Origin of the sequence: Saccharopolyspora elongata (assembly GCF_004348985.1) — a bacterium.
Taxonomy (GTDB): domain Bacteria; phylum Actinomycetota; class Actinomycetes; order Mycobacteriales; family Pseudonocardiaceae; genus Saccharopolyspora; species Saccharopolyspora elongata.
This window is the reverse complement of record NZ_SMKW01000053.1, coordinates 1-21,548: the sequence shown is the minus strand read 5'-3', so window position 1 is coordinate 21,548 and position 21,548 is coordinate 1. Positions and strand designations below refer to the sequence as shown.

General features: G+C 70.2%; 22 protein-coding genes and 2 pseudogenes. 14 read left to right on the top strand and 10 right to left on the bottom strand.

Translation table 11 applies throughout. The features are described from left to right. The first annotated feature begins 1 nt into the window (after position 1). Genes E1288_RS31025 through E1288_RS31015 form a run of 3 tightly spaced genes read left to right on the top strand, consistent with a single transcriptional unit; the run spans position 2 to position 2,629 of the window. Complete coding sequence (locus tag E1288_RS31025; RefSeq protein WP_132491540.1) at positions 2-760, top strand: ABC transporter permease; 759 nt, start codon at positions 2-4, stop codon at positions 758-760. 8 nt (positions 761-768) lie between these two features. Continuing rightward, complete coding sequence (locus E1288_RS31020) at positions 769-2,004, top strand: sensor histidine kinase (RefSeq protein WP_132491538.1); 1,236 nt, start codon at positions 769-771, stop codon at positions 2,002-2,004. Further along, positions 1,997-2,629: a response regulator gene (locus tag E1288_RS31015; RefSeq protein WP_132491536.1), complete on the top strand. Its 633-nt coding sequence runs from the start codon at positions 1,997-1,999 to the stop codon at positions 2,627-2,629. Before E1288_RS31020 ends, E1288_RS31015 begins: the two co-directional genes overlap by 8 nt. 68 nt (positions 2,630-2,697) lie before the next feature. On the opposite strand, the gene E1288_RS31010 is transcribed toward E1288_RS31015, so the two are convergent. Continuing rightward, positions 2,698-3,687 carry a LacI family DNA-binding transcriptional regulator gene (locus E1288_RS31010; protein ID WP_132491534.1) on the bottom strand — a complete coding sequence of 330 codons (990 nt, stop codon included), beginning with the start codon at positions 3,685-3,687 and terminating at the stop codon, positions 2,698-2,700. Between the two features lie 111 nt (positions 3,688-3,798). On the opposite strand from E1288_RS31010, the gene E1288_RS31005 reads away from it, so the two are divergent. After that, on the top strand, positions 3,799-5,082 hold the full coding sequence (locus E1288_RS31005) for an MFS transporter (protein WP_235883920.1): 1,284 nt from the start codon (positions 3,799-3,801) through the stop codon (positions 5,080-5,082). On the opposite strand, the gene E1288_RS31000 is transcribed toward E1288_RS31005, so the two are convergent. The 5 genes from E1288_RS31000 to mptB form a co-directional block, all read right to left on the bottom strand. Next, complete coding sequence (locus E1288_RS31000) at positions 4,985-5,947, bottom strand: COX15/CtaA family protein (RefSeq protein WP_132491529.1); 963 nt, start codon at positions 5,945-5,947, stop codon at positions 4,985-4,987. The genes E1288_RS31005 and E1288_RS31000 overlap by 98 nt on opposite strands. Before the next feature lie 70 nt (positions 5,948-6,017). Next, positions 6,018-6,869, bottom strand: coding sequence for an SCO6745 family protein (locus E1288_RS30995; protein WP_132491526.1), 852 nt, complete (start codon positions 6,867-6,869; stop codon positions 6,018-6,020). Between the two features lie 369 nt (positions 6,870-7,238). Then, positions 7,239-7,955 carry an ABC transporter permease gene (locus E1288_RS30990; protein WP_165968342.1) on the bottom strand — a complete coding sequence of 239 codons (717 nt, stop codon included), beginning with the start codon at positions 7,953-7,955 and terminating at the stop codon, positions 7,239-7,241. 89 nt (positions 7,956-8,044) lie between these two features. Further along, positions 8,045-8,980: an ABC transporter ATP-binding protein gene (locus tag E1288_RS30985; RefSeq protein WP_132491520.1), complete on the bottom strand. Its 936-nt coding sequence runs from the start codon at positions 8,978-8,980 to the stop codon at positions 8,045-8,047. A gap of 11 nt (positions 8,981-8,991) precedes the next feature. Further along, positions 8,992-10,548, bottom strand: a complete 1,557-nt coding sequence (gene mptB / locus E1288_RS30980) for a polyprenol phosphomannose-dependent alpha 1,6 mannosyltransferase MptB (RefSeq protein ID WP_132491517.1) — start codon at positions 10,546-10,548, stop codon at positions 8,992-8,994. Positions 10,549-10,633: 85 nt separating this feature from the next. Here mptB and E1288_RS30975 point away from each other — a divergent pair, with 85 nt between their 5' ends. From E1288_RS30975 to E1288_RS30945, 7 genes are all read left to right on the top strand, one after another. Next, positions 10,634-11,467 (top strand): helix-turn-helix transcriptional regulator, encoded by an 834-nt coding sequence (locus E1288_RS30975; RefSeq protein WP_132491515.1) that lies wholly within the window; start codon positions 10,634-10,636, stop codon positions 11,465-11,467. Next, entirely contained in the window at positions 11,464-12,927 is a 1,464-nt protein-coding gene (gene sufB / locus E1288_RS30970) for a Fe-S cluster assembly protein SufB (RefSeq protein ID WP_132491512.1), read from the top strand. The genes E1288_RS30975 and sufB overlap by 4 nt, the downstream gene beginning before the upstream one ends. Before the next feature lies 1 nt (position 12,928). Next, positions 12,929-14,113: a Fe-S cluster assembly protein SufD gene (gene sufD / locus E1288_RS30965; RefSeq protein WP_132491509.1), complete on the top strand. Its 1,185-nt coding sequence runs from the start codon at positions 12,929-12,931 to the stop codon at positions 14,111-14,113. Between the two features lie 41 nt (positions 14,114-14,154). Then, positions 14,155-14,928, top strand: a complete 774-nt coding sequence (gene sufC, locus E1288_RS30960; RefSeq protein WP_132491506.1) for a Fe-S cluster assembly ATPase SufC — start codon at positions 14,155-14,157, stop codon at positions 14,926-14,928. Beyond that, positions 14,925-16,214, top strand: a complete 1,290-nt coding sequence (locus E1288_RS30955; protein ID WP_132491503.1) for a cysteine desulfurase — start codon at positions 14,925-14,927, stop codon at positions 16,212-16,214. Before sufC ends, E1288_RS30955 begins: the two co-directional genes overlap by 4 nt. 24 nt (positions 16,215-16,238) lie before the next feature. Continuing rightward, a complete protein-coding gene (gene sufU / locus E1288_RS30950; RefSeq protein ID WP_132491500.1) occupies positions 16,239-16,694 on the top strand; it encodes a Fe-S cluster assembly sulfur transfer protein SufU in 456 nt (151 codons plus the stop codon). 210 nt (positions 16,695-16,904) lie between these two features. After that, positions 16,905-17,315, top strand: a complete 411-nt coding sequence (locus E1288_RS30945) for a metal-sulfur cluster assembly factor (RefSeq protein ID WP_093260343.1) — start codon at positions 16,905-16,907, stop codon at positions 17,313-17,315. 56 nt (positions 17,316-17,371) lie between these two features. Here E1288_RS30945 and E1288_RS30940 read toward each other — a convergent pair whose 3' ends face one another. Next, entirely contained in the window at positions 17,372-18,148 is a 777-nt protein-coding gene (locus E1288_RS30940; RefSeq protein ID WP_235883919.1) for a hypothetical protein, read from the bottom strand. 41 nt (positions 18,149-18,189) lie between these two features. Further along, a complete protein-coding gene (locus tag E1288_RS49120; RefSeq protein WP_235883918.1) occupies positions 18,190-18,531 on the bottom strand; it encodes a helix-turn-helix transcriptional regulator in 342 nt (113 codons plus the stop codon). 190 nt (positions 18,532-18,721) lie between these two features. Here E1288_RS49120 and E1288_RS30935 point away from each other — a divergent pair, with 190 nt between their 5' ends. From E1288_RS30935 to E1288_RS49110, 3 genes are all read left to right on the top strand, one after another. Next, on the top strand, positions 18,722-19,006 hold the full coding sequence (locus E1288_RS30935) for a hypothetical protein (protein WP_132491497.1): 285 nt from the start codon (positions 18,722-18,724) through the stop codon (positions 19,004-19,006). Positions 19,007-19,547: 541 nt separating this feature from the next. Then, positions 19,548-20,057 (top strand): nitroreductase/quinone reductase family protein, encoded by a 510-nt coding sequence (locus E1288_RS49115; protein ID WP_132491494.1) that lies wholly within the window; start codon positions 19,548-19,550, stop codon positions 20,055-20,057. Beyond that, positions 20,054-20,527 carry a hemerythrin domain-containing protein gene (locus E1288_RS49110; protein WP_132491491.1) on the top strand — a complete coding sequence of 158 codons (474 nt, stop codon included), beginning with the start codon at positions 20,054-20,056 and terminating at the stop codon, positions 20,525-20,527. Before E1288_RS49115 ends, E1288_RS49110 begins: the two co-directional genes overlap by 4 nt. Before the next feature lie 54 nt (positions 20,528-20,581). Here E1288_RS49110 and E1288_RS49105 read toward each other — a convergent pair. Together E1288_RS49105 and E1288_RS49100 are read right to left on the bottom strand one after the other, a co-directional pair. Next, positions 20,582-20,917, bottom strand: a pseudogene (locus tag E1288_RS49105) (glycosyltransferase); the annotation flags it as partial. A gap of 102 nt (positions 20,918-21,019) precedes the next feature. Further along, positions 21,020-21,343: pseudogene (locus E1288_RS49100) on the bottom strand (glycoside hydrolase domain-containing protein); the annotation flags it as partial. Positions 21,344-21,548: the final 205 nt, after the last annotated feature.

Sequence of the window (21,548 nt, the reverse complement as noted above, 5' to 3'; positions counted from 1 at the left end):
CATGGCGGCATCGGCATCCGTCGCGGTGCTCAAGGCCGAGGCCCGGTTGTTCGCCCGCGAACCGGGGAACCTGTTCTGGATCGTGCTGTCGCCCACCGTGCTGCTGACGATCCTCGGCCTGATCCCGGCGTTCCGGGAGGCCGATCCCGACCTGGACGGCCGGCGCGTCATCGACCTCTACGTCCCGGTGGTGGTGCTGACGGCCATGATCATGGCCGGTGTCCAAGCCATGCCGCCCGTGCTCTCCGGCTACCGGGAGCGCGGCATCCTCCGCCGCATGTCGACCACGCCGGTGCGGCCGAACGCGCTGCTGGCCGCGCAGATCGGCCTGCACGGTGCCGCCGTGCTGTGCTCGGTGGTGCTGGCGATCACCGTCGGCCGCGTCGCCTTCGGCGTCGCGCTGCCCGACCGGTTCGCCGCCTACGCGTTGACCTTGTTCCTCGCCATGCTCAGCGCGCTCGCGCTGGGCGCGGCGTTGTCCGCCGTGGCGCGGAGTTCGAAGGCCGCGGCGGCGCTCGGTTCGGTAGCGTTCTTCTCGATGATGTTCACCGCCGGGGTGTGGATTCCGGTTCCGATCATGCCGGAACTCCTGCAACGGATCGTCTCGTTCACGCCGCTGGGGGCGGCGTCGCTGGCGCTCGGCGAGGCGGCCGGGGGCAGCTGGCCGAACTGGCTGCACCTGGTGGTCCTGGTGGTGTGGATCAGGGTTCTCGTCGGTGCCGCCGTGCGCTGGTTCCGCTGGGAAAAGCCGGGACGGTGAAGCGGGGCATGACGACGGTCGAGCAGCGGGACTGGTCCGTCCGCTGGGGTCCGCACGCGCTGTTGGGCGTCGCCACGCTGGTTTCGGCGTTCGCGGCGGATGCGGTGATGACGAGCGCGGAGATGGAGGTCGCGGCCGCGCTGGTCCTGGTGTCGCTCGTCTGGCAGCTGTGCTGGGAGCGCATCCGGCCGGGCGTGCCCGAGCACGGGGTGCACGGGCAGGTCTACTTCGTCGTGCGGTGGGCGCTCGCGTTCGTGCTCACCTGGCTCAACCCGTTCTTCGCGATCTACGCGCTGCAAGGCTACTTCGACGTCAGGCAGCTGCTGCCGCCACGCACGGCGAACGCCGGGCTCGTGGCCACCGCGCTCACGATGGCGGGTTCGCAGTCCGGCGGGCTGCCGCCGCAGAGCCCGATGAACTGGGTCGCATTCGTCGCGTTGTTCGCGATCAACGCCGGGTTGGTGCTCTTGTTCGTGCGGCTGGAGGTGCAGCGGGACGAGAGCGCCAGGGGCAGGGCGCTCACGATCGACGAGCTTCAGCGGGCCAACGCCCAGCTGCGGCAGGCGCACGAGGAGAACGCGGGCCTGCACGCGCAGCTCCTGGTGCAGGCGAGGGAGGCCGGCATCAGTGACGAACGCCGGCGGCTGGCGGCCGAGATCCACGACACCATCGCGCAGAGCCTGGCCGGGATCGTCACGCAGTTGCAGGCGGCCGCGGACAGCGAGGACCCGGCGGTGGCTCGCGGCCACGTCGAGCGGGCCGCGAGCCTGGCGCGCCACGGTCTAGGCGAAGCTCGTCGGTCGGTGCAGGATCTCGGGCCCAGCGCGTTGGAGCACGACGCGCTGCCCGTGGCGCTGCACAAGACGGTCGAGGAATGGTCGGCCACCGCCGGTGTGCGGGCCGGGTTCACCGTGACCGGCGACGTCGAGGCCCTGCACGAGGAGATCGAGGCGACCTTGCTGCGCATCGCCCAGGAGGCGCTGGCCAACGCGGGGCGGCACGCCCGCGCGACCCGGGTCGGCGTGACCCTGTCGTACATGGACGACGAGGTGACCGTCGACGTGCGCGATGACGGCCGCGGCTTCGATCCGCACCGCGTCGATGCCCGGGAGCGCGCGGGCGGCTTCGGGATGGGCGGGATGCGCGCCCGCGCGGAGCGGGTGGCGGGGACCTTCGAGATCGAGTCCGAGCCCGGGTGCGGGACGGCGGTTTCGGCGCGCGTACCTTTGGTGCGCCATGCCTGACCGCGCCATCACGCTGCTGATCGTCGACGACCATCCGGTCGTGCGCGACGGGTTGCGCGGGATGTTCGATTCGGCGGCCGACATCGAGGTTCTCGGCGAGGCGTCGGACGGGCCGTCGGCCGTCGCGCTGGCCGTGGAGCTGGATCCCGACGTGGTCCTGATGGATCTGCGGATGCCCGGTGGCGGCGGGGTGGCGGCAATCGCCGAGCTGGTCCGGCGCGGTCAGCGCTGCAAGGTGCTCGTGCTGACCACTTATGACACGGATTCCGACACCCTCGCGGCGATCGAGGCCGGCGCCACCGGCTACCTGCTCAAGGATGCGATGCGCGACGAGCTGTTCGCCGCGGTCCGGGCGGCGGCCGCGGGCCGGACGGTGCTCTCGCCGGCAGTGGCCTCGCGGCTGGTGTCCCGGGTGCGGTCGCCGGGCGAGCAGCCGTTGAGCGCGCGCGAGCGCGAGGTCCTGGGGCTGGTGGCCAAGGGGCGGTCGAATCGCGAGATCGCGGCGGACCTGTTCGTCAGCGAGGCGACGGTCAAGACCCACCTCACCCACCTCTACGGCAAGCTGGGCGTCAACGACCGGGCCGCCGCGGTAGCCGCGGCCTACGACCGCGGCATCCTCGGCTGACCGACGGTCTTCTCGCGCGGTGAACGAAAACGTCGAGCGCGAGGTGCGCTTGTGATCTCCGCGCGCTGCTAGGTCGATTCCCGGATGACGAGTTCGGGAACCAGCTCGACGCTCGCCGTTTCCTCCTGCCGCGCGAGCAGGCGTTCCACCTCGTCGACCGCGAGGCTTCCCAGGCGCCGCTTGTCGATGTGCAGCGTGGTCAGGGGCGGCGTGATCAACTCGCCCAGCGCCAGGCCGTCGAAACCCAGCACCGCGCAGTCCTGCGGAACGCGCAGCCCGCGCGCGTGCAGGGCGCGCACGACCCCCACCGCGGTCAGGTCGTTGAACGCGAAGATCGCGGTCGAACCGGGTCGGCGGTCCAGCAGCCGGTGCGTCGCCCGCTCGGCGTCCGGGATGGACTGCTCGGCCTGCTCGATCGCGTCGGCGGGCAGTTCGATCCCGCTCTCCCCGAGGGCCTGCACGAAGGACCGCCGCCGCTGGTGGCGGTCGCAGCTGGTAGCGCAGTCGATCATGCCGAGGGTGCGGTGCCCGCGGTCCAGCAGGTGCCGCACGCCGGCCCGCACGCCCGCGTCGACGTCCACGGTGACGGCACCTCGGCGCGGCGCCTCGTCCTCGGCGTCGAGCAGCACGACGGGGATGTCCACGTCCAGCTCGGCGGGCGTCCGGTCGAGGTGGTTGAAGTAGCCGACCAGGGCGTCCACCTCGGCGGCGAACGATCTGAGCAGGTCGGCCTCGTCGGCCGGTCCCGCGCTGCTGACGACGTTCACCTGCCAGCCGCGGGTCGCGGCCGAGTCGATCAGCCCGGCCATGACCTCGGGGAAGAAGGGGTTGGTCAGGTCCGGGATGACCAGGCCGATCGTGCTCGGGCGCGGCTTGACCAGGGCCCGCGCGTGCCTGCTCGGCCGGTATCCGAGCCGCTCGGCGGCCGCGAGCACCCGGCGCTTGGTCTCCGGGTCGATGTCCGGCTTGTCGTTGATCGCGCGGGAAACGGTCTGGTACGACACCTGGGCGGCGCGCGCGACGTCCTTGATCGTGGGTCTGCGTACCGGGGCCGCCATCGGTCCATCTCACCACATCGGCGAAGAACGTTCGCGGCTTGCGGCCTTGACGCCGGCATGTCCTCGCGGCATCCTCGTGAACGTTCACGGGAACGTTCACGGGAGGCTGCGTTGAGCAATGCGAAGGACGCCGCGCCGCGGTTGTTCAGCGGCGTGGGAATCGCCGGGGCGTTCGCGGGTTTCGTCCTGATCGGTGCGCTCCAGGCTCTTTACGGCCCCGCGATCCCGGCGGTGCGCGCCGCGCACGGGGTTTCGCCGGCCGTGGCCGGGCTGGCGCTGAGCGCCCACTTCGTCGGCGGGCTGCTCGGCGTGATGGCGTTCCACCTGGCCGGCGGCCGGATCGGCAACCGAGTCCTCCTCGGCTGGTCCTACGTGGCGATGGCGGTGGGCGCCGCCGTGTTCGCGGCGGCGCCGCAGTGGCCGGTCGCGCTCCTGGGCGCGTTCGTCGCCGGGCTCGGGTACGGCGCGATCGACTACGGGCTCAACTACCTGTTCGCGATCGGGTTCGGCGCGCGCAGCCCGGCCATGCTGAACCTGCTCAACGCGTTCTTCGGGGTCGGGTCGATCCTCGCCCCGGCGGTGCTGGCGCAGCTGGGCCCAGAGGGCTACACCCGGGTCTTCTTCGTCTTCGCGCTCGCGTCGGCCGCGGTCGTGGTGCTGGTCCGCGGCGTGCGCGAGCAGCGGGTCGGGATCGGCCCGACCGCTGCCGTGGACCGGAGCACGCACCTGCGCAGCCGCGGCATCGCCATCACCGGCGCGTTCATCGTTCTGTACGTGCTCAACATGGGCGTCGAGTCCGGGGCCGGCGGGTGGGAGCCGACGCACCTGACGTCCGTCGGCTACACCGTCGGCGCGGCGACGACCGCCACCGCCGTGTACTGGCTCATGATGACGGTCGGCCGGTTCCTCGTGGCGCCGCTGACGCTCCGCTGGTCGGAGCAGACCATCCTCACCGGGAGCTGCGTGGGCATGGCGGTCTGTCTCGCGCTGGCGGTCGTCCCGCCGCTCGCTCCGTTCGCCTACGCCGGCCTCGGCCTGTTCATCGCGCCGGTCTTCCCGACCGGCCTGCCGTGGCTGCACCGGCTGGTGCCCGATGCGCGCCGTGCCGGGGCGTACGTGATCGCGGCTTCGATGCTGGGCGGCGTCGCGTCCCCGCCCTTGCTCGGCATCGGCATCGAACTGGCTTCCGCCACATCGGTTCCGATCGTCCTGTTCGGACTCAACGCCCTGTGCCTGGTGGCGATCTGGTGGGTCCTGCGCCGGTCCCGCTCGACGGCGGGCACGAAGGAGACCGCGGTCAGGCGGGGACGGATTCCTTGGCGGTGGCCTCGGTCGCCGGCTGCGGCAGCGGGCCGCGGTGGCGGGCCTCGCACCAGAGCATGGCGGTCACGATGATCACCAGCGTCGCCGCCAGCATGTGCAGCACGACCATCGCCTCGGGCACGCCGAGGTAGTACTGCACGGAGCCGATCCCGCCCTGCACCAGCACGAGCACGCACGCAGTGCCGTAGGTCTTCAGCAGGGCCTTGGTCGGGCGGGCGTTGCGCAGCCACACGCCGAAGATCGCGAGCAGCAGCACGTACGCCATCACCAGCAGGCCGTGGGCCTGGACCAGCGTCGGCACCGGGATGTCGAGCCGCGGGGTGTCCGGGTCGCCGGCGTGCGGGCCGGCGGCGGTGACCAGGGTGCCGAGGACCAGCACGGCCGCGGTGACCACCACGAGGGCGGCCAGCAGCTTGCGCATCGGCGCCGGCACCACGCCGACCGGCGGGCGGTCGCCCTCGGTGGTCGCCTTGACCAGGATCGCGGCCAGGAAGATGAGCACCGCGGAGGCCATGAAGTGGATCGACACGCTCCACCAGGCCAGGTTGACGCGCACCGTGATGCCGCCGATGATCGCCTGCGCGACCACGCCCAGCGGCATGATCAGCGCGAGCCCGACCAGCCGCTTCCGGTACGGCAGGCAGCGCCACGCGGCCAGCAGGCAGGCCAGCGCGATGAACCCGATCACGCCGGTCAGCAGCCGGTTGCCGAACTCGATCACCTGGTGCAGGGTCGCGACCTCGGGGTGCTCGACGGGCACCATGCTGCCGGGGAAGCACTGCGGCCAGGTGGGGCAGCCGAGCCCGGAGCCGGTCACCCGGACGATCACGCCGGTCACCGAGATCAGCGCCTGCGTCACCAGCACGGCGATGGCCAGCGCGCGCACGACGCGCGGCGACGGGCGGGAGATCCGGGAAGTCAGAGAGGCCGTTGGCACGACCTCGATGGTATGACGCCGCCGGGACCCGCCCGCCCGCAGGGGCTTGACAACGCGGGGCCGATGATTTTCAGCGCGTGCGGCGGAGTCCCTGCGGCATCGCGCCCGCCTCCACCAGCGCCTTGCTGAGCCTTCCGCCGCTGCCGATCAGCTCGGTCGTCCGGGTCTCGCCGAGCGCGGACCAGGGGGCCATCGACATCGCGTCGGTCGCGGCCTCGATCTCCTCGCGCAGCGCGTGACCGGCCTCGGTGATCTCGCGGTCGGCGCTGACCAGGCCGCGCTCGCGCAGCTGCTGGAAGGCGCGGTCCCATTGCTCGTCGGACCAGGCGCGGAGCTTCTTGGCCGCGTCCCCGTTGAAGCCGCCCGGCACGGTGCTGTGCAGCGCGAGCGCCTGGATGCCGCTCAGGCCGCCCTGCTGCAGTGCGGCGATGTGCGCGTCGCCGCGGAATTCGCGCAGCAGCGTGATCGCGTGCCAGAGCTCGAGGTGCGGCTCGTCGGGCCAGTCGAGGTCGGCGTGCGCGGCGTACAGCGGTTTGCCGTCCGGGGTGCAGGCCTGCGCGGCCTCGCGGGCCAGTTCGGCGGTTTCTGCGACGGCGCCGGAGGCGATGGTGTCGTCGCCGAGCAGCCGGCGCAGCGCCGCGTCGGCGGCTTTGAGCCGGGCGGTGAGGACGGCTTCCGGCGCGGCGATCGACCAGGCCCGGGGGATCACGGGGGCGATGGATTCGGGGTTGAAGTTGTAGAACGTCGCCGCGACGACGCCGGCGCCGACGGGGCCCATCGCGGCGGACCGGCCGGCGTAGTAGGACATCAGGCCGCGTTCGAGGCCGAGCCCGGCGAAGCCGTCGGCGGCCTCGGGGGCGAAGTAGATCATGGCGTGGATGAGTTCCAGGGACTGCTTCGCTCGCCGCGCGATCTCCGTCATGCGCGCATCGTAGAACGCCGTTCCAGTATTTGTCTGCCCTCGCGCGGTTTCACCGGACTCAGACCCGTGTGCACTTTGTGCTGTTATGAGCCTGTTTCCAGACTCATCCTGCGTAGCGGTGCGGGTGGCGGAACCTCAGGTGCCTTCTCGCTGTGGGATCCCCGACTCATGAATGCCAATTCACCACGCCGGGGCTGTCCTCGCGAGAAGACCCCTGAGAACCCGCGGCGGTGCCGGTTGCGAGGGTGGGCTAAGCGGCTGCGCCGCTTCAAAGACGAAACCCCGCGTTACCACACCTCACACCACGACATCCAAAACAGCCTCTACAGCAACGCAAAGTGGACACGGTTGCCTGCTTGCGGGAAAGGGTCAGGTCAGGCGGGTGGTGCGGATCGCCAGGGCGCCGCACACCGCGCCCCACGCCGCGAGCACCGCGACCGGCTGGACGCCCGGCAGGGCGCCGTCGACCAGGGCCGCGTCGAGCGCTTCCGCGAGGGCACCGGAGGGCAGGTATCCGGCGACCGCGGCGACCGGGCCCGGCAGGTCGCTCGCGGGCAGCGCCAGGCCGCCGGCGAGCAGCAGCACGAACCAGATCGCGTTGGCCAGCGCCAGCACGATCTCGGCCCGCAGCGCACCGCCGACCAGCACCCCGGCCGCGCCGAAGGCCAGCGTGCCCAGCACCAGCAGCGGGATCGCCGGCAGCAGCCCGGAAAGAGCCGGTGACCAGCCCAGCAGTACTGCGGCGACGCTCAGCACGACCGCCTGCAGCGCGACGACCAGCAGGGTCGCCAGGACGCGCCCGGACACCAGCGTCCACCGCGGCAGCGCCGTCGCGGACAGCCGCTTGAGCACGCCGTAGCGGCGGTCGAAGCCGAGCGCGATGGCCTGGCCGGTGAACGCCGTGGACATCACCGCCAGCGCCAGGATCCGCGGCATCACCGAGTTCACCCGCGGCTCCGGCAGCGTGCCGATGTGCAGCGTGCTCAGCCCGATCAGCAGCGCCAGCGGGATGATCAGCGTCAGCAGGGCCTGCTCGCCGTGCCGGATGATCAGCAGCGCCTCGATCTTGGTCTGCGCGGCCAGCATCCGGCCAGCGCGGCCCCGGCCCGGCTTCGGCGCGAACGTGCCCGCCGGGAACTGGGCGCCGAGCTGGGCCGGCGCGTTGGTCTCGGCGTTCACGATCGCAGCTCCCGTCCGGTCAGTTCGAGGAACACGTCCTCCAGGCTGCGGCGGCTGACCCGGAGTTCCTGCGCGAGCACGCCGTGCTGCGCGCACCACGCGGTCACCGTCGACACCACCTGCGGGTCGACGACGCCGCGCACCACGTAGTCGCCGGGGCGCAGCTCGGTGGCCTCGCAGCCCTCCGGCAGCGCCGCCAGCAGCAGCTTCAGGTCTAGCCCGGTCTGCGAGCGGAAGCGGAGTTCCTGCCTGCCGTCCGCGGGCTCGGTGAGCTCCTCGGCGGTGCCCTCGGCGACCGCGCGACCGTGGTCCACGATCAGCACCCGGTCGGCCAGCGCCTCCGCCTCGTCCATCAGGTGGGTCGTCAGCAGCACGCTGACGCCGTCCCTGCGCAGCGCGCCGACCAGGTCCCAGACCAGCCGCCGCGCCTGCGGGTCCAGGCCGGCGGTGGGCTCGTCGAGGAACACCAGCTCGGGGCGGCCGACCAGGGCGCACGCCAGCGACAGGCGCTGCTGCTGGCCGCCGGAGAGCCGCTTGTAGGGCGTGCGGCGTGCGGCGTCGAGGCCGAGCACGTCCAGCAGCCACGCCGGGTCCAGCGGGTCGGCGGCGCAGGCGGCGACCAGGTGCAGCATCTCGTCGGCGCGCACGCCCGGGTAGGCGCCGCCGCCCTGCGGCATCACGCCGATCCGCGGCCGCAGCGCCTCGGACTGGGTGCGCGGGTCGAGCCCGAGCACGCGCACTTCGCCTTCGTCCGGGCGCTGGAAGCCCTCGCAGATCTCGACGGTGGTGGTCTTGCCCGCGCCGTTGGGGCCGAGCAGCGCCAGGACGCTGCCGCGCGGCAAGCACAGGTCGAGTCCGGCAACGGCGACGGTGTCGCCGAAGCGCTTCTTCAGCCCCCGCAACCGGACGGCCGGGCTGTCGGCGTTGCTCACGACATCCAAGCCTATTGCGTGACCGGCCGAACACCGCCGCGGGTCGGCAGCAGGCCCGGTACCTTGCCGCGCACCAGCCAGAGCGTGATCGCGAAGGCGATCGCCGCGGCGATCACCGCGAACGGGATCTGGTAGGCGCGCAGCACGAATCCCGCGCCGGTCGGCGGCACCAGCAGCGAGACCACGGCGCAGATCGCGGCCGCGATGATCCGGAACCGGGTGTTGTTGGTGGACAGCGCCAGCGGCACCACCGACCACAGCAGGTACCAGGGCCACAGCACCGGCACCGCCAGCGCGAGGGTGAGGAACGTGATGCCCATCGCCGCCAGCGGTTCGATGCGGCCGCGGAAGGACAGCCACAGCATCCGCAGGCACATCGCGGCGACGATCAGGTAGCCGATGATCTTGGTGATGACCAGCATCGCGTCGGTCTGGTTGCCCAGCCCGAGCAGCGTGCTCAGGCCGCCGCCGGTCATCCCGAACGCGGTCAGCGGCGCCATGAACGTCTTGACCCGGTTGGGCACGTCGAAGGTGTCGATCCAGCCGAGGCCCCAGCCGCTGGCCACCGTGATCACCGTCATGGTGGCCAGGAACACCGCGCTCAGCAGCGCAGCGACCCGCACCAGGTCGCGGAACCGGCCGCCGCGCCGCAGCACCAGGTAGATGCCGAAGAAGCCGAGCGCGATCCACCCCGGCGGCTTGATCGCCCCGGCGACGGTCAGCAGCACGCCGGCGGCGATGGTGCCCGGCAGGGTCTGGTAGCGCAGGCCCAGCTCGATGGCGGCGAGCATGATGCCGACCATCAGCGCCTCGTTGTGCATGCCGCTGACCACGTGGAACAGCACGATGGGGTTGGCCGCGCCGAGCCACAGCGCCGCTGCCGGGTGCACCCCGCAGCGGCGGGCCAGCCGCGGGATCGCCCAGATCGCCAGCGCCAGCCCGCACAGCATCACCGCGCGCCACACCAGCACCCCGAACACCACGTTGTCGCCGACGATCCGGGAGATCACCTGGCCGAACATCAGGAACAGCGGCCCGTACGGCGACGGGGTGTCGCGCCAGATGTTGGGCACGTTGGCGGTGAACGGGTGGTCGACGCCCAGCGCGGCGGCGGAGCCCAGCACGTACGGGTTGAAGCCGCGCGCGGCCACCTCGCTCTGCGCCAGGTAGCTGTACATGTCGGTGCTGAACAGCGGCGGGGCCAGGGCCAGCGGCAGCGCCCACATCGCCAGGGTGCGGGCCAGCTGGGTGACCGACAGCATCCGGGCGCGGCCCGGCCAGCAGAGCTTGCCCAGCCACAGCCAGGCCATGACGATCATCAGCATGCCCAGCCAGCAGCTGGCCATCGCCACGGTCGGGATTCGGACGGGCAGGCCGATCAGGCGGGCTCCCGACAGCGGGTTGTCCACCGGGGCGGCGCCGGCGCCGATCGCGCCGACCGCGAGCACCAGCGACCCGGTGGTGCCGAACCGGCGCACGACGTCGAGCTGACGCCGCTCGGTGCGGTCCAGGGGCTGTTGCGCCGCGGGATCCGCCGCCGCTGTGTCTTGGGATTCGACTGCCGCCACGACGACGAAGCGTAATCGCGTGAGTCAGCTCACGCGGCGACCCCGCACCCTGGTGCCTCGCGAGGAAATAGGTAACATTCGTGTTGTGAAAAACGTCGGGACGCCTCCGCCTGCCCCAGCTGTGGGCACCGCGGCCGCCGCTGAGGGCCAATCGCCCCAGCACGGTGCGGCCGCGCACGGCGATGGGCGCACCCGGCACACGGTCGCGCGGTTGCTGCTGGAACGGGGGCCGATCACCGCTGCCGCGGTGGCCGACGAACTCGGGCTCAGCCCCACCGCCGTGCGCCGGCACCTCGACGTGCTGGTCGCCGAGGGCGAGGCCTACACCCGGGAAGCCTCCTCGCGGGGCCGCCGGGGTCGCGGCCGGCCCGCGAAGCTGTTCCTGCTCACCGAGGTGGGCCGGGCGCGGTTCGGGCACGCCTACGACGACCTGGCGGTGGCCGCGCTGCGGTTCATCGCCGAACACGAGGGGGAGCAGGCGGTCCGCGAGTTCGCCGACCGGCGGATGGCCGCGCTGGTGGCCAACCACCGGGAGGTGCTGGCGGCCGCGGCAAGCCCGGCCGAGCGCGCGGAGGTCCTTGCCGACGCGCTCACCAGGGAGGGCTACGCTGCCTCGACGCGAAGCGTCGCCAGCGGCGAGCAGCTCTGCCAGCACCATTGCCCGGTCGCGCACGTCGCTGCGGACTTCCCGCAGCTGTGCGAGGCCGAGACGGCGGCGTTCGCCGAAGTGCTCGGCACCCATGTGCAGCGGCTGGCCACCATCGCGAACGGTGATGCGGCCTGCACCACGCACGTCCCAACCGCGCGGTTCGCGGATCCGGGTGGCGACACCCGGGGCTCCGCCCAGACACCTGCCGGCCCGCTCCCGAAGGGCCAGCAGATCACCGCCCCGATTCCTGATGGAGGGGAGTCCGTATGACTACCGCTGCGGAGCAGCGCACACCCACCACGCCGTCCGAAGGCAATGGCCAGCTCAGCCAGGACGAGATCCTGGCCAGCGTGGGCAGCTACGAGTACGGCTGGGCCGACTCGGACGCCGCCGGTGCCAGCGCCCGCCGTGGTCTCGACGAGGGCGTCGTCCGCGACATCTCGGCCAAGAAGGACGAGGCCGACTGGATGCTGGAGACTCGGCTCAAGGCGCTGCGGTTGTTCGACCGCAAGCCGATGCCGAACTGGGGCGCCGACCTCTCCGGGATCGACTTCGACAACATCAAGTACTTCGTCCGCTCCACCGAGCAGCAGGCCCAGACCTGGGAGGACCTGCCGGAGGACATCAAGAACACCTACGACAAGCTGGGCATCCCGGAGGCGGAGAAGCAGCGCCTCGTCGCGGGTGTGGCCGCCCAGTACGAGTCGGAGGTCGTCTACCACAAGATCCGCGAGGACCTTGAGGAGCAGGGCGTCATCTTCCTGGACACCGACACCGGCCTCAAGGAACACCCGGAGCTGTTCAAGGAGTACTTCGGCTCGGTCATCCCGGCCGGCGACAACAAGTTCTCCGCGCTGAACACCGCGGTGTGGTCGGGCGGTTCGTTCATCTATGTGCCGCCGGGCGTGCACGTCGACATCCCGCTGCAGGCCTACTTCCGGATCAACACCGAGAACATGGGCCAGTTCGAGCGGACCCTGATCATCGTCGACGAGGGTGCCTACGTGCACTACGTCGAGGGCTGCACGGCGCCGATCTACTCCAGCGACTCGCTGCACTCGGCGGTCGTGGAGATCATCGTCAAGAAGGGCGGCCGCTGCCGCTACACGACGATCCAGAACTGGTCGACCAACGTCTACAACCTGGTCACCAAGCGCGCCAAGGCCGAAGAGGGCGCCACCATGGAGTGGGTCGACGGCAACCTCGGCTCCAAGGTGACCATGAAGTACCCGTCGGTGTTCCTGATGGGCGAGCACGCCAAGGGCGAGGTGCTCTCGGTGGCGTTCGCCGGCGAGGGCCAGCACCAGGACGCGGGCGCGAAGATGGAGCACCTGGCGCCGCACACCTCCTCGACGATCGTGTCGAAGTCGATCGCCCGGGGCGGCGGCCGCACCTCCTACCGCGGCCTGGTCAAGGTCGCGAAGCGGGCGCGCCACTCGTCGTCCAACGTCAAGTGCGACGCGCTGCTGGTGGACACCATCAGCCGCTCCGACACCTACCCGTACGTGGACGTCCGGACCGACGACGTGTCGATGGGCCACGAGGCGACCGTGTCCAAGGTCAGCGACGACCAGCTGTTCTACCTGATGCAGCGGGGCCTGACCGAGGACGAGGCGATGGCGGTGATCGTGCGCGGCTTCGTCGAGCCGATCGCCCGCGAGCTGCCGATGGAATACGCGCTGGAACTGAACCGCCTGATCGAGCTGCAGATGGAAGGGGCCGTCGGCTGAGATGAGCACCACCAAGACGGACGCCCAGCACGGCCTAACCGAGCACTCGCACGGGGGCGGCTCGGGCATCCCCCAGTCGTCCCGCGGGGCGCGCTTCACGTCCTACGACGTCGAGGCCTTCGAGGTCCCCGGCGGCCGCGAGGAGGACTGGCGCTTCACGCCGATGAAGCGGCTCAAGGGCCTGCACGACGGCACCGCCACCGCCACCGGCAACATCAAGGTCGAGGTCACCGGTGACGGCGCGACCGTGGAGACCGTGGGCCGCGAGGACGCGCGGATCGGCAACGGCGGCATCCCGTCCGACCGCATCGCCGCGCAGGCCTGGAGCTCCTTCACCGAGGCCACCATCGTGACGGTCCCGAAGGACACCAAGCTCGAGGGCCCGATCACCGTCACGGTGCACGGCCCGGGCGAGGGCCAGGTCGCCTTCGGGCATCTGCAGGTCCGCGCCGAGCAGTTCGCCGAGGCCGTCGTGGTGGTCGACTACCGCGGCTCCGGCACGCTGGGCGACAACGTCGAGTTCGTCGCCGGCGACGGCGCGCAGCTGCGCGTGGTGTCGGTGCACGACTGGGCCGACGACGCCACCCAGGCCAGCTCCGAGCATGCCTACCTGGGCCGCGACGCGGTGTTCCGGCACCTCGCCGTCACCCTCGGCGGCGACCTGGTGCGGGTCAACACGACCATCACCTACGGCGACAAGGGCGGCGACGCCGAGCTGCTCGGCCTGTACTTCGCCGACGCCGGCCAGCACCTGGAGCACCGGATGCTGGTGGACCACGCGGTGCCGAACTGCCGCAGCAACGTGCTCTACAAGGGCGCGCTGCAGGGCGACGCGGCGCACTCGGTGTGGATCGGCGACGTGCTGATCCGGGCCGCGGCCGAGGGCACGGACACCTACGAGCTCAACCGCAACCTGGTGCTGACCGAGGGTGCGCGGGCCGACTCGGTGCCGAACCTGGAGATCGAGACGGGCGAGATCGAGGGCGCCGGGCACGCCAGCGCCACCGGCCGCTTCGACGACGAGCAGCTGTTCTACCTGCAGGCCCGGGGCATCCCGCAGGACCAGGCCCGGCGCCTGGTGGTGCGCGGCTTCTTCGGCGAGCTGCTGCAGAAGATCACCGTGCCCGAGGTCCGGGAGCGGCTCGAAGCGGCCATCGAGGCCGAACTCGCCGTCGTCGGCGCCTGACCCGCAAGCTTTTCGAACACACCAGGAGAACGAAGAAGAACATGGCCACCCTGGAGATCAAGGACCTGCACGGCTCGGTCCTCACCGAGGACGGCGCCAAGCCGATCCTCAACGGCGTCAACCTGACCATCCGCTCGGGCGAGATCCACGCGATCATGGGCCCGAACGGCTCCGGCAAGTCGACGCTGGCCTACGCCATCGCCGGGCACCCGAAGTACCAGATCGACTCCGGCACGGTGCTGCTGGACGGCGAGAACGTGCTGGAGATGAGCGTCGACGAGCGGGCCCGCGCCGGTCTGTTCCTCGCGATGCAGTACCCGGTGGAGGTGCCGGGCGTGTCGATGTCGAACTTCCTGCGCACCGCCGCGACCGCGGTCCGCGGCGAGGCGCCGCAGATCCGCAAGTGGGTCAAGGAAGTCAAGCAGGCCATGTCGGACCTGGACATCGACCCGTCGTTCGCCGAGCGCAGCGTCAACGAGGGCTTCTCCGGTGGTGAGAAGAAGCGCCACGAGATCCTGCAGCTGGACCTGCTGGACCCGAAGTTCGCGATCCTCGACGAGACGGACTCCGGCCTCGACGTCGACGCGCTGCGGGTGGTTTCCGAGGGCGTCAACAAGTACCACGGCAAGGGCGGCAAGGGTGTTCTGCTGATCACCCACTACACCCGGATCCTCAAGCACATCACCCCGGACTACGTGCACGTGTTCGCCGAGGGCAAGGTCGTCGAGTCCGGTGGTGCCGAGCTCGCCGACGAGCTGGAGGAGAAGGGCTACGTGCGTTTCACCGGCAAGAAGGAGGCGGCAGCCCAGTCATGACCGTTGAGCCTCCTCGCACGAGCACGCCGCTGGACGTGGCGGCGATCCGCGCGGACTTCCCGATCCTGGGTCGCACGATCCGCGACGGGCAGCGCCTGGTGTACCTGGACTCCGGGGCGACCTCGCAACGGCCGCGCCAGGTGCTCGACGCGGAGCGTTCCTTCCTGGAGCACTCCAACGCGGCAGTGCACCGCGGCGCGCACCAGCTCGCCGAGGAGGCCACGGACGCGTACGAGGGCGCCCGGGACCGGATCGCCCGCTTCGTCGGCGTCGACGCCGACGAGGTGGTGTTCGCCAAGAACGCCACCGAGGGCATCAACCTCGTCGCCTACGCCATGAGCAACGCCGCCACGTCCGGGGCGGAGGCCGAGCGCTTCCGCCTCGGGCCGGGCGACGAGGTCGTGGTGACCGAGATGGAGCACCACGCGAACCTGGTGCCGTGGCAGCAGTTGTGCGAGCGCACCGGCGCCACGCTGCGCTGGTTCGGGGTCACCGACGAGGGCCGCCTCGACCTGTCCGATGTGGACGGTGTGATCACCGAGCGCGCCAAGGTGGTCGCCTTCACCCACCAGTCCAACGTGCTGGGCACGGTGAACCCGGCCGAGCAGATCGTCTCGCGGGCGCACCAGGTCGGCGCGCTGGTGGTGCTGGACGCCTGCCAGTCGGTGCCGCACAAGCCGGTGGACTTCAAGGCGCTGGGCGTGGACTTCGCGGTGTTCTCCGGGCACAAGATGCTCGGCCCCTCCGGGGTCGGCGTGCTCTACGGGCGCCGCGAGCTGCTGGCCGCGATGCCGCCGTTCATCAGCGGCGGCTCGATGATCGAGCTGGTGCACATGGAGCGCTCCACGTTCGCCGCGCCGCCGCAGCGGTTCGAGGCGGGCGTGCCGATGACCTCGCAGGCCGTCGGCTTGGGCGCGGCCGTCGACTACCTCACGGCGATCGGCATGGACCGCATCGCCGAGCACGAGCAGCAGCTCACCGAGGTCGCGCTGCGGGAGCTGTCGGCGATCGACGGCGTGCGCATCATCGGGCCTACCAACACCGAGCACCGCGGCGGTACCGTGTCGTTCGTGATCGACGGCGTGCACCCGCACGACGCCGGTCAGGTGCTGGACGACAAGGGCGTCGAGGTCCGCGTCGGACACCACTGCGCATGGCCGCTGCACCGCCGGATGGGAATTCCGGCGACCGTGCGGGCGTCCTTCTACCTGTACAACGAACTGGACGAGGTCAAGGCGTTGGTGGACGCGGTGCGCGAGGCGCAGCGCTTCTTCGGGGTGGCTTGATCGGGGACTGCCGGAGAACTCTTCATGCAGCTTGAGCAGATGTACCAGGAGATAATCCTGGACCACTACCGCAAACCGCACCGGCACGGCCTGCGGGAACCGTTCGACGCCGAGTCGTTCCAGGTGAACCCCACCTGCGGCGACGAGGTCACCCTCCGGGTCCGGTTGACGGGCACGGACACCGACGCGATCGTCGACGACGTGTCCTACGCGGGGCAGGGCTGTTCGATCAGCCAGGCGTCGGTGTCGGTGCTCACCGACCTGGTCGTCGGCAGGCCGCTGCGGGAGGCGCTGACCACCGAGGCCGCGTTCAGCGAGCTGATGCACGGCCGCGGCAAGGTCGAGCCGGACGAGGACGTGCTGGAGGACGGCGTCGCGTTCGCGGGAGTGGCGAAGTACCCGATGCGCGTGAAGTGCGCGCTGCTGGGTTGGATGGCTTTCAAGGACGCGGTTTCACGTGTTGTCGTGGAGGCGTCATGAGCGAAAATCTCTTCCGCGCTCATGTAAGCCGACCGGGTGCGGGTGTCCCGCAGATCACCGTGGAGGCGTCATGAGCAGCCCTGTGTCAACCCGAGTCCTCCTCAACCGCGCCTCAGGGGAACGTGACGCAAACCAGCCACGAGAAACTGCGAAACGCGGGATTGAGCCGGGCGCAACCACAACTGTGAAACGCGGAGAGGCGGAACTGGCATGAGCGAGCAAGCCCCGGTGCAGGAGGAAACCGACGTGGCCCGCAGCGCCGAGGCGCTGCCCGAGCAGGCCGCGCCGGCCGCCGAGGTGGCCGCGCTGGAAGACGTCGAGGAGGCCCTGCGCGACGTCGTCGACCCCGAGCTGGGGATCAACGTCGTCGACCTCGGCTTGGTCTACGACATCCGGGTGGACCAGGACAACACGGCGACCGTCGACATGACGCTGACCTCGGCGGCCTGCCCGCTGACCGACGTCATCGAGGACCAGGCGCGCGCCGCGCTGACCACCGGCCCGGGTGGCGGCCTGGTCGACGACTTCCGCATCAACTGGGTGTGGATGCCGCCGTGGGGCCCGGAGAAGATCACCGAGGAAGGCCGCGAGCAGCTGCGCGCCCTCGGATTCACCGTCTGATCCCGGGTTCCACAACGATCGTGAGTGCGTAACCGGCCTCCAGGTCGGTTACGCACTCACGACGCCCAGAGCGGGGCGTCGTGAGTGGCACCCTGGTCGAGCAGCAGCTTCCGGTGGGTCCAGGCGAAGTGGAGGGCTGCTGCCGCTCCAGGGGACAGCCTCTTGGACTCTCGGAGCCTGGTCAGTGTGTTCTCTTCGAATGGGAAGGCCCGTGCTGGCACCGAGCCTTCCGAGTTGGCCTCGACGGCCTTTGTGAAGACTTCGTCGTAGGTGTCCGGCGCGATGACGGCAACAGTGAGGATGTCTCCGGCCAAGGTGAGCGCATCGAGCGTGACACCCAGACAGAACACGTGAATACGGCCATCTCGAACCGCGTTGTCCAATGCGGTGAGCGGTTCCAGTTCGTGGTATCGGATCGGTCTGCCGGAGCCATCGTATTCGCCATGGTTCAGGAGTTCTTCGGCATACTCGCGCTGAATATTGCGCCAGATCGAGAAGTCCGCCGTGATGGCTGCCGGTATGACCGACGAGGGTTGGAAGATTCCCGCAGGAAGCAGGTGCACCATTCCGCCACCGCCTGCGACGCGGGCGGAGTCGCGTTGGTGAAGAACGACGCTGGGACACTCTCCGCCCCGGATGGTAAGGGTGCCGATCGCGCCCATCAGCGGGCGGCGGCTGAAGTCGAACGGATCCGCGATCAGCTTGCGGAACGCCAGCCGTCGCTGGGATGCGCGAGGCAGGACGGTTTCACCGCCGCTGTCGATGGCCAGGTGGTGAGCGGCGAATTCATGGGCAAGCGTCTCATTGGTATCCATTGCGTCGAAGAAGCTCATCTGCCCGAAGCGCATGTGAGGCTTGGCCCAATCGAGCCCGACTAGCCGGAAGCACAGCCGGTTCTCGAACAGGCGTGGTGGGGCGTGGTCGCGAATGGCGTCGTGGTAACAGCGGTACCGGGTGTCGATGCTGGCCAGAGGGCGAGTTCATCCGCTGCGCAGTCGAACAGTTGCGCAAGAAGCCGACGGTAGAAAGGTTGTGGCCACACGACTTCACCACGTTCCCATCGACCAATGGTCTTGCGGGTGATCTGCGGGTACTTGCGGTACCGAGTGGCGGCGAGATTGGTCAGCTCGTCAGCCAGATCTTGCTGGGACAGCCCGGCGCGCTCGCGCAGGCCGATCAGCACGGTGTTTGGCATGCGGGCCTCGTCCCGGGACATGGGACCAACGATAGGGCCTGTGGTGCGTGCAGACCGGGAATGTCCCTCCAAAGTCCCCGATCTGGCCCAACTGTGGGCGCTTGGTGTGGTCGCTTTCGTCCTTGCTGGCTGGTGAACTCATCGCGGATACGTCCGAACCAGGGTTCCCATGACCGAACCAACGTCAGTTTCACGGCTTCGAGGAGGCAGGATGAGTGACACCGGATCCAACACCTGGGCGCCGGAGCCCGACGAATACGCCTTGGTGCAAGACGAAATCCGCTGTGGGCCGAAGCTTTTCGCGTTGTGCGAGCTGGACCGTGACGAGACCGACTGGGAACTCGCCGAGGGGCGGGTGCTCGCCTGGGGCCTGGCTTTCTCCGATCATGCGGAACTTGTCAGCACGGACGGCCGAGGCCGTGGCAGCTTCCAATCCCCCGACCGTGCTGCCGAGATCTTCGCCCGCACAGCCGAAGTCCGTCTCGTCTACCCCTGACGTGGACGCCCAGGGTGTGAGTGCGTAACCGAGCTCCAGCCCGGTCACGCACTCACGTCACGCGTAAAGAGAATCAGGCGCGGCGTTCGGGCCGGTGGCCCAGTCGGTGGGTTGGTCGGCGAGGCGGTGGCTGATCGTGCTGCCCGCCCGCAACCGCTCCCGCCAGGTGCACCACGACCAGATGAGCTGATCCGTCGGTTCGTCGACGAAGCCCCGGAAACCGTTGCAGTGGAACGGTTTCCGTCGATTCGTGCGTTCGGGGCGAGGGTGGTTCCCGGGGTGCCCCGCCTTGCGGGCGTGGTCGGCCCCTGCTAATCTTCCGGCGCGCCCCGGATGGGCCTACGCATGGAGGTAGCGGCTTCTAAGCCACCTTTTGAGTTGCGACACGATTCTGCGTGTCTCGCACCTGGTCTCGTCTTATTGCGGTAATTCGCCTGCGGTACGACGTTTCCCTCCAGCGTTCCTGGCCTGCGGGGCTCTTTTCGTGTCCGCTCCTGGTGGTGCTCCTCCTCCGATCAACCGATCCATTGGGAAGGACTGCATGACAGACGGACAGACCGACGACTACGCCGACTTCGACGCCGACGCGTTCAACCGGCAGGTCGTCGAGGAATTCAGGCAGCACAACGGCAAGCTCAGCGGCTGGATGGAGGGCTGGTCGCTGGTCGTGCTGACCACGATCGGCGCCAAGTCCGGTCGGCGCCGCGAGGGCCCGGTGGGCTACTTCGAGGTCGACGGAAAGCCGCTGGTCGTCGCGTCGGCGATGGGCGGCCCGAAGAACCCCGCCTGGTACCACAACATCGCGAAGAACCCGCAGGTGACGGTCGAGACCGGCACCGAGACCTACGAGGCGATCGCGACCATCACCACCGGCGCCGAGCGCGATGCGCTGTTCGCCGGGGTCGTCGCGCAGGACCCGGGCATGGGCGAGTACCAGGAGAAGACCACCCGCGTGCTGCCGGTGATCACCCTGCGCCGGATCGACGCCGAGCCGATCGCCGGGGCGGAACCGGCGGCGGATCCACATCGGATTCCGGCGCCGAGCGGGTGAGCGGCTTGGGCGATTTCCTGGTGGAGGGCCACGATTGGCTCCGCGAGGAGCTCACCGGGCTCCGCGCCCAGGTGGACGAGATCATCGCCGGCGGTGCTGACGGCGCCGCGCTGGAGCGGGCGAAGCCCGGGCTGGCGGAGCAGATGCGCGCGCACTGCCTGGAGTTCTGCGCGGCCGTGAAGGAGCACCACACGGGCGAGGACATGGGTGCCTTCCCGATGCTGGCCCAGCAGTACCCCGAACTCGCCCCGGAACTGGAGAAGCTGGGCGAGGAGCACAAGGTGGTGGCGCGGCTGCAGGACGAGATCCGGCAGCTCGTGGAGGGCTACGCGCCGGGCAAGAGCGACCCGGTGCAGCTGCGGGAGCGGCTGGAAGTCCTGGCGTCCGAGCTCGAGGAGCACTTCGCCTACGAGGAACGGACGATCGTCGACGCCCTCAACAAGATGGGGCCGGCGCCGAACATCCCGTGAGCGCAAGAGATCGCGGGTGGTTCCCGGGTCGGAACCACCCGCGATCGTCGTTCGTCAGCCGGCGATCTCGGCGGCGATGCGGTCGATGACCGCGGCCGGGCTCGGCTGGGCGGCCATCTCGGCGCGCACCTCCGCCGCTTCCTGGCGGAAGGATTCCTCGGCGAGCAGCCGCTCGGCGAGCTCCCGGATGACAGAAGCATCCAGTGTGGACGGATCGGCGGACAGGCCGACCTTGCGGTCCCCCACCCGCTGCGCGCACAGCTCGTTGCCCGCACCGCCGGGCACGATCAGCTGCGGTACGCCGTAGTGCAGCGCGGAGGCCGTGGTACCCGACCCGCCGTGGTGCACGATCAGCGAGCAATCCCGCAGGATCCCGGAAAGCGGCACGAACCCCGCCGGTCGTCTGGCAGTCTCCTCGGCATGCGATTCTGCGGAAAACCCTTGTTTCGCGGAGGATACGCCGAGTTTCCGCGCGGGTGGTGGACCCTCGTCGATGTACTGCAGCTTCGAACCGTCGGCCCCGGGCGCCTCGATCTTCAGCGGCGGACCGCCCGGCAGCTCCACGACGGCGCCGGCGAACCGCGGCGCGTTCAGCACGAACTGGCCGGTGCCCGGCGTCGTCGGGTACAGGCCCAGGGCGCTGAAGACGTACCAGGCCGACATGGTGCCCAGGTCGTCGTTGCCGGTCACGCCGTCGGCGGCGTTGGTGAACAGGGTCTGCTGCGCCCGCACCACCGCGGAGGTCTTCGCGGGCTGCCCGACCAGCGAGTACATCCACGGCGAGTGCAGGTCGGGCTCGTTGTTCGGGTTTTGACGTCCTCTCCCGCTTGAAGGCGGGTGATTCCTCGGTGTCATGCTGCGGTGACGTTCGAGGATGGTTCACGCAACCGGCTATCGGTTCAACCCAGCCTTCTGACGTACGCCTCGGCCGGGCTGCTCGGAAGTGCCTTTGGCGGAGCGGAGCATGTTGCGGACCTTCAAGTCCTCGACCGCGATCAGGCCGTGGTTTTTGGCCAGGTCG

Excerpts from the sequence above, each read along its gene's own strand:
- E1288_RS31025 (WP_132491540.1), top strand. The coding sequence starts at position 2 with ATGGCGGCATCGGCATCCGTCGCGGTGCTCAAGGCCGAGGCCCGGTTG.
- E1288_RS31020 (WP_132491538.1), top strand. The coding sequence starts at position 769 with ATGACGACGGTCGAGCAGCGGGACTGGTCCGTCCGCTGGGGTCCGCAC.
- E1288_RS31015 (WP_132491536.1), top strand. The coding sequence starts at position 1,997 with ATGCCTGACCGCGCCATCACGCTGCTGATCGTCGACGACCATCCGGTC.
- E1288_RS31010 (WP_132491534.1), bottom strand. The coding sequence starts at position 3,687 with ATGGCGGCCCCGGTACGCAGACCCACGATCAAGGACGTCGCGCGCGCC.
- E1288_RS30995 (WP_132491526.1), bottom strand. The coding sequence starts at position 6,869 with ATGACGGAGATCGCGCGGCGAGCGAAGCAGTCCCTGGAACTCATCCAC.
- E1288_RS30990 (WP_165968342.1), bottom strand. The coding sequence starts at position 7,955 with ATGCTGGCCGCGCAGACCAAGATCGAGGCGCTGCTGATCATCCGGCAC.
- sufB (WP_132491512.1), top strand. The coding sequence starts at position 11,464 with ATGACTACCGCTGCGGAGCAGCGCACACCCACCACGCCGTCCGAAGGC.
- sufD (WP_132491509.1), top strand. The coding sequence starts at position 12,929 with ATGAGCACCACCAAGACGGACGCCCAGCACGGCCTAACCGAGCACTCG.
- sufC (WP_132491506.1), top strand. The coding sequence starts at position 14,155 with ATGGCCACCCTGGAGATCAAGGACCTGCACGGCTCGGTCCTCACCGAG.
- E1288_RS30955 (WP_132491503.1), top strand. The coding sequence starts at position 14,925 with ATGACCGTTGAGCCTCCTCGCACGAGCACGCCGCTGGACGTGGCGGCG.
- sufU (WP_132491500.1), top strand. The coding sequence starts at position 16,239 with ATGCAGCTTGAGCAGATGTACCAGGAGATAATCCTGGACCACTACCGC.
- E1288_RS30945 (WP_093260343.1), top strand. The coding sequence starts at position 16,905 with ATGAGCGAGCAAGCCCCGGTGCAGGAGGAAACCGACGTGGCCCGCAGC.
- E1288_RS30940 (WP_235883919.1), bottom strand. The coding sequence starts at position 18,148 with ATGAGCTTCTTCGACGCAATGGATACCAATGAGACGCTTGCCCATGAA.
- E1288_RS49120 (WP_235883918.1), bottom strand. The coding sequence starts at position 18,531 with ATGTCCCGGGACGAGGCCCGCATGCCAAACACCGTGCTGATCGGCCTG.
- E1288_RS30935 (WP_132491497.1), top strand. The coding sequence starts at position 18,722 with ATGAGTGACACCGGATCCAACACCTGGGCGCCGGAGCCCGACGAATAC.
- E1288_RS49115 (WP_132491494.1), top strand. The coding sequence starts at position 19,548 with ATGACAGACGGACAGACCGACGACTACGCCGACTTCGACGCCGACGCG.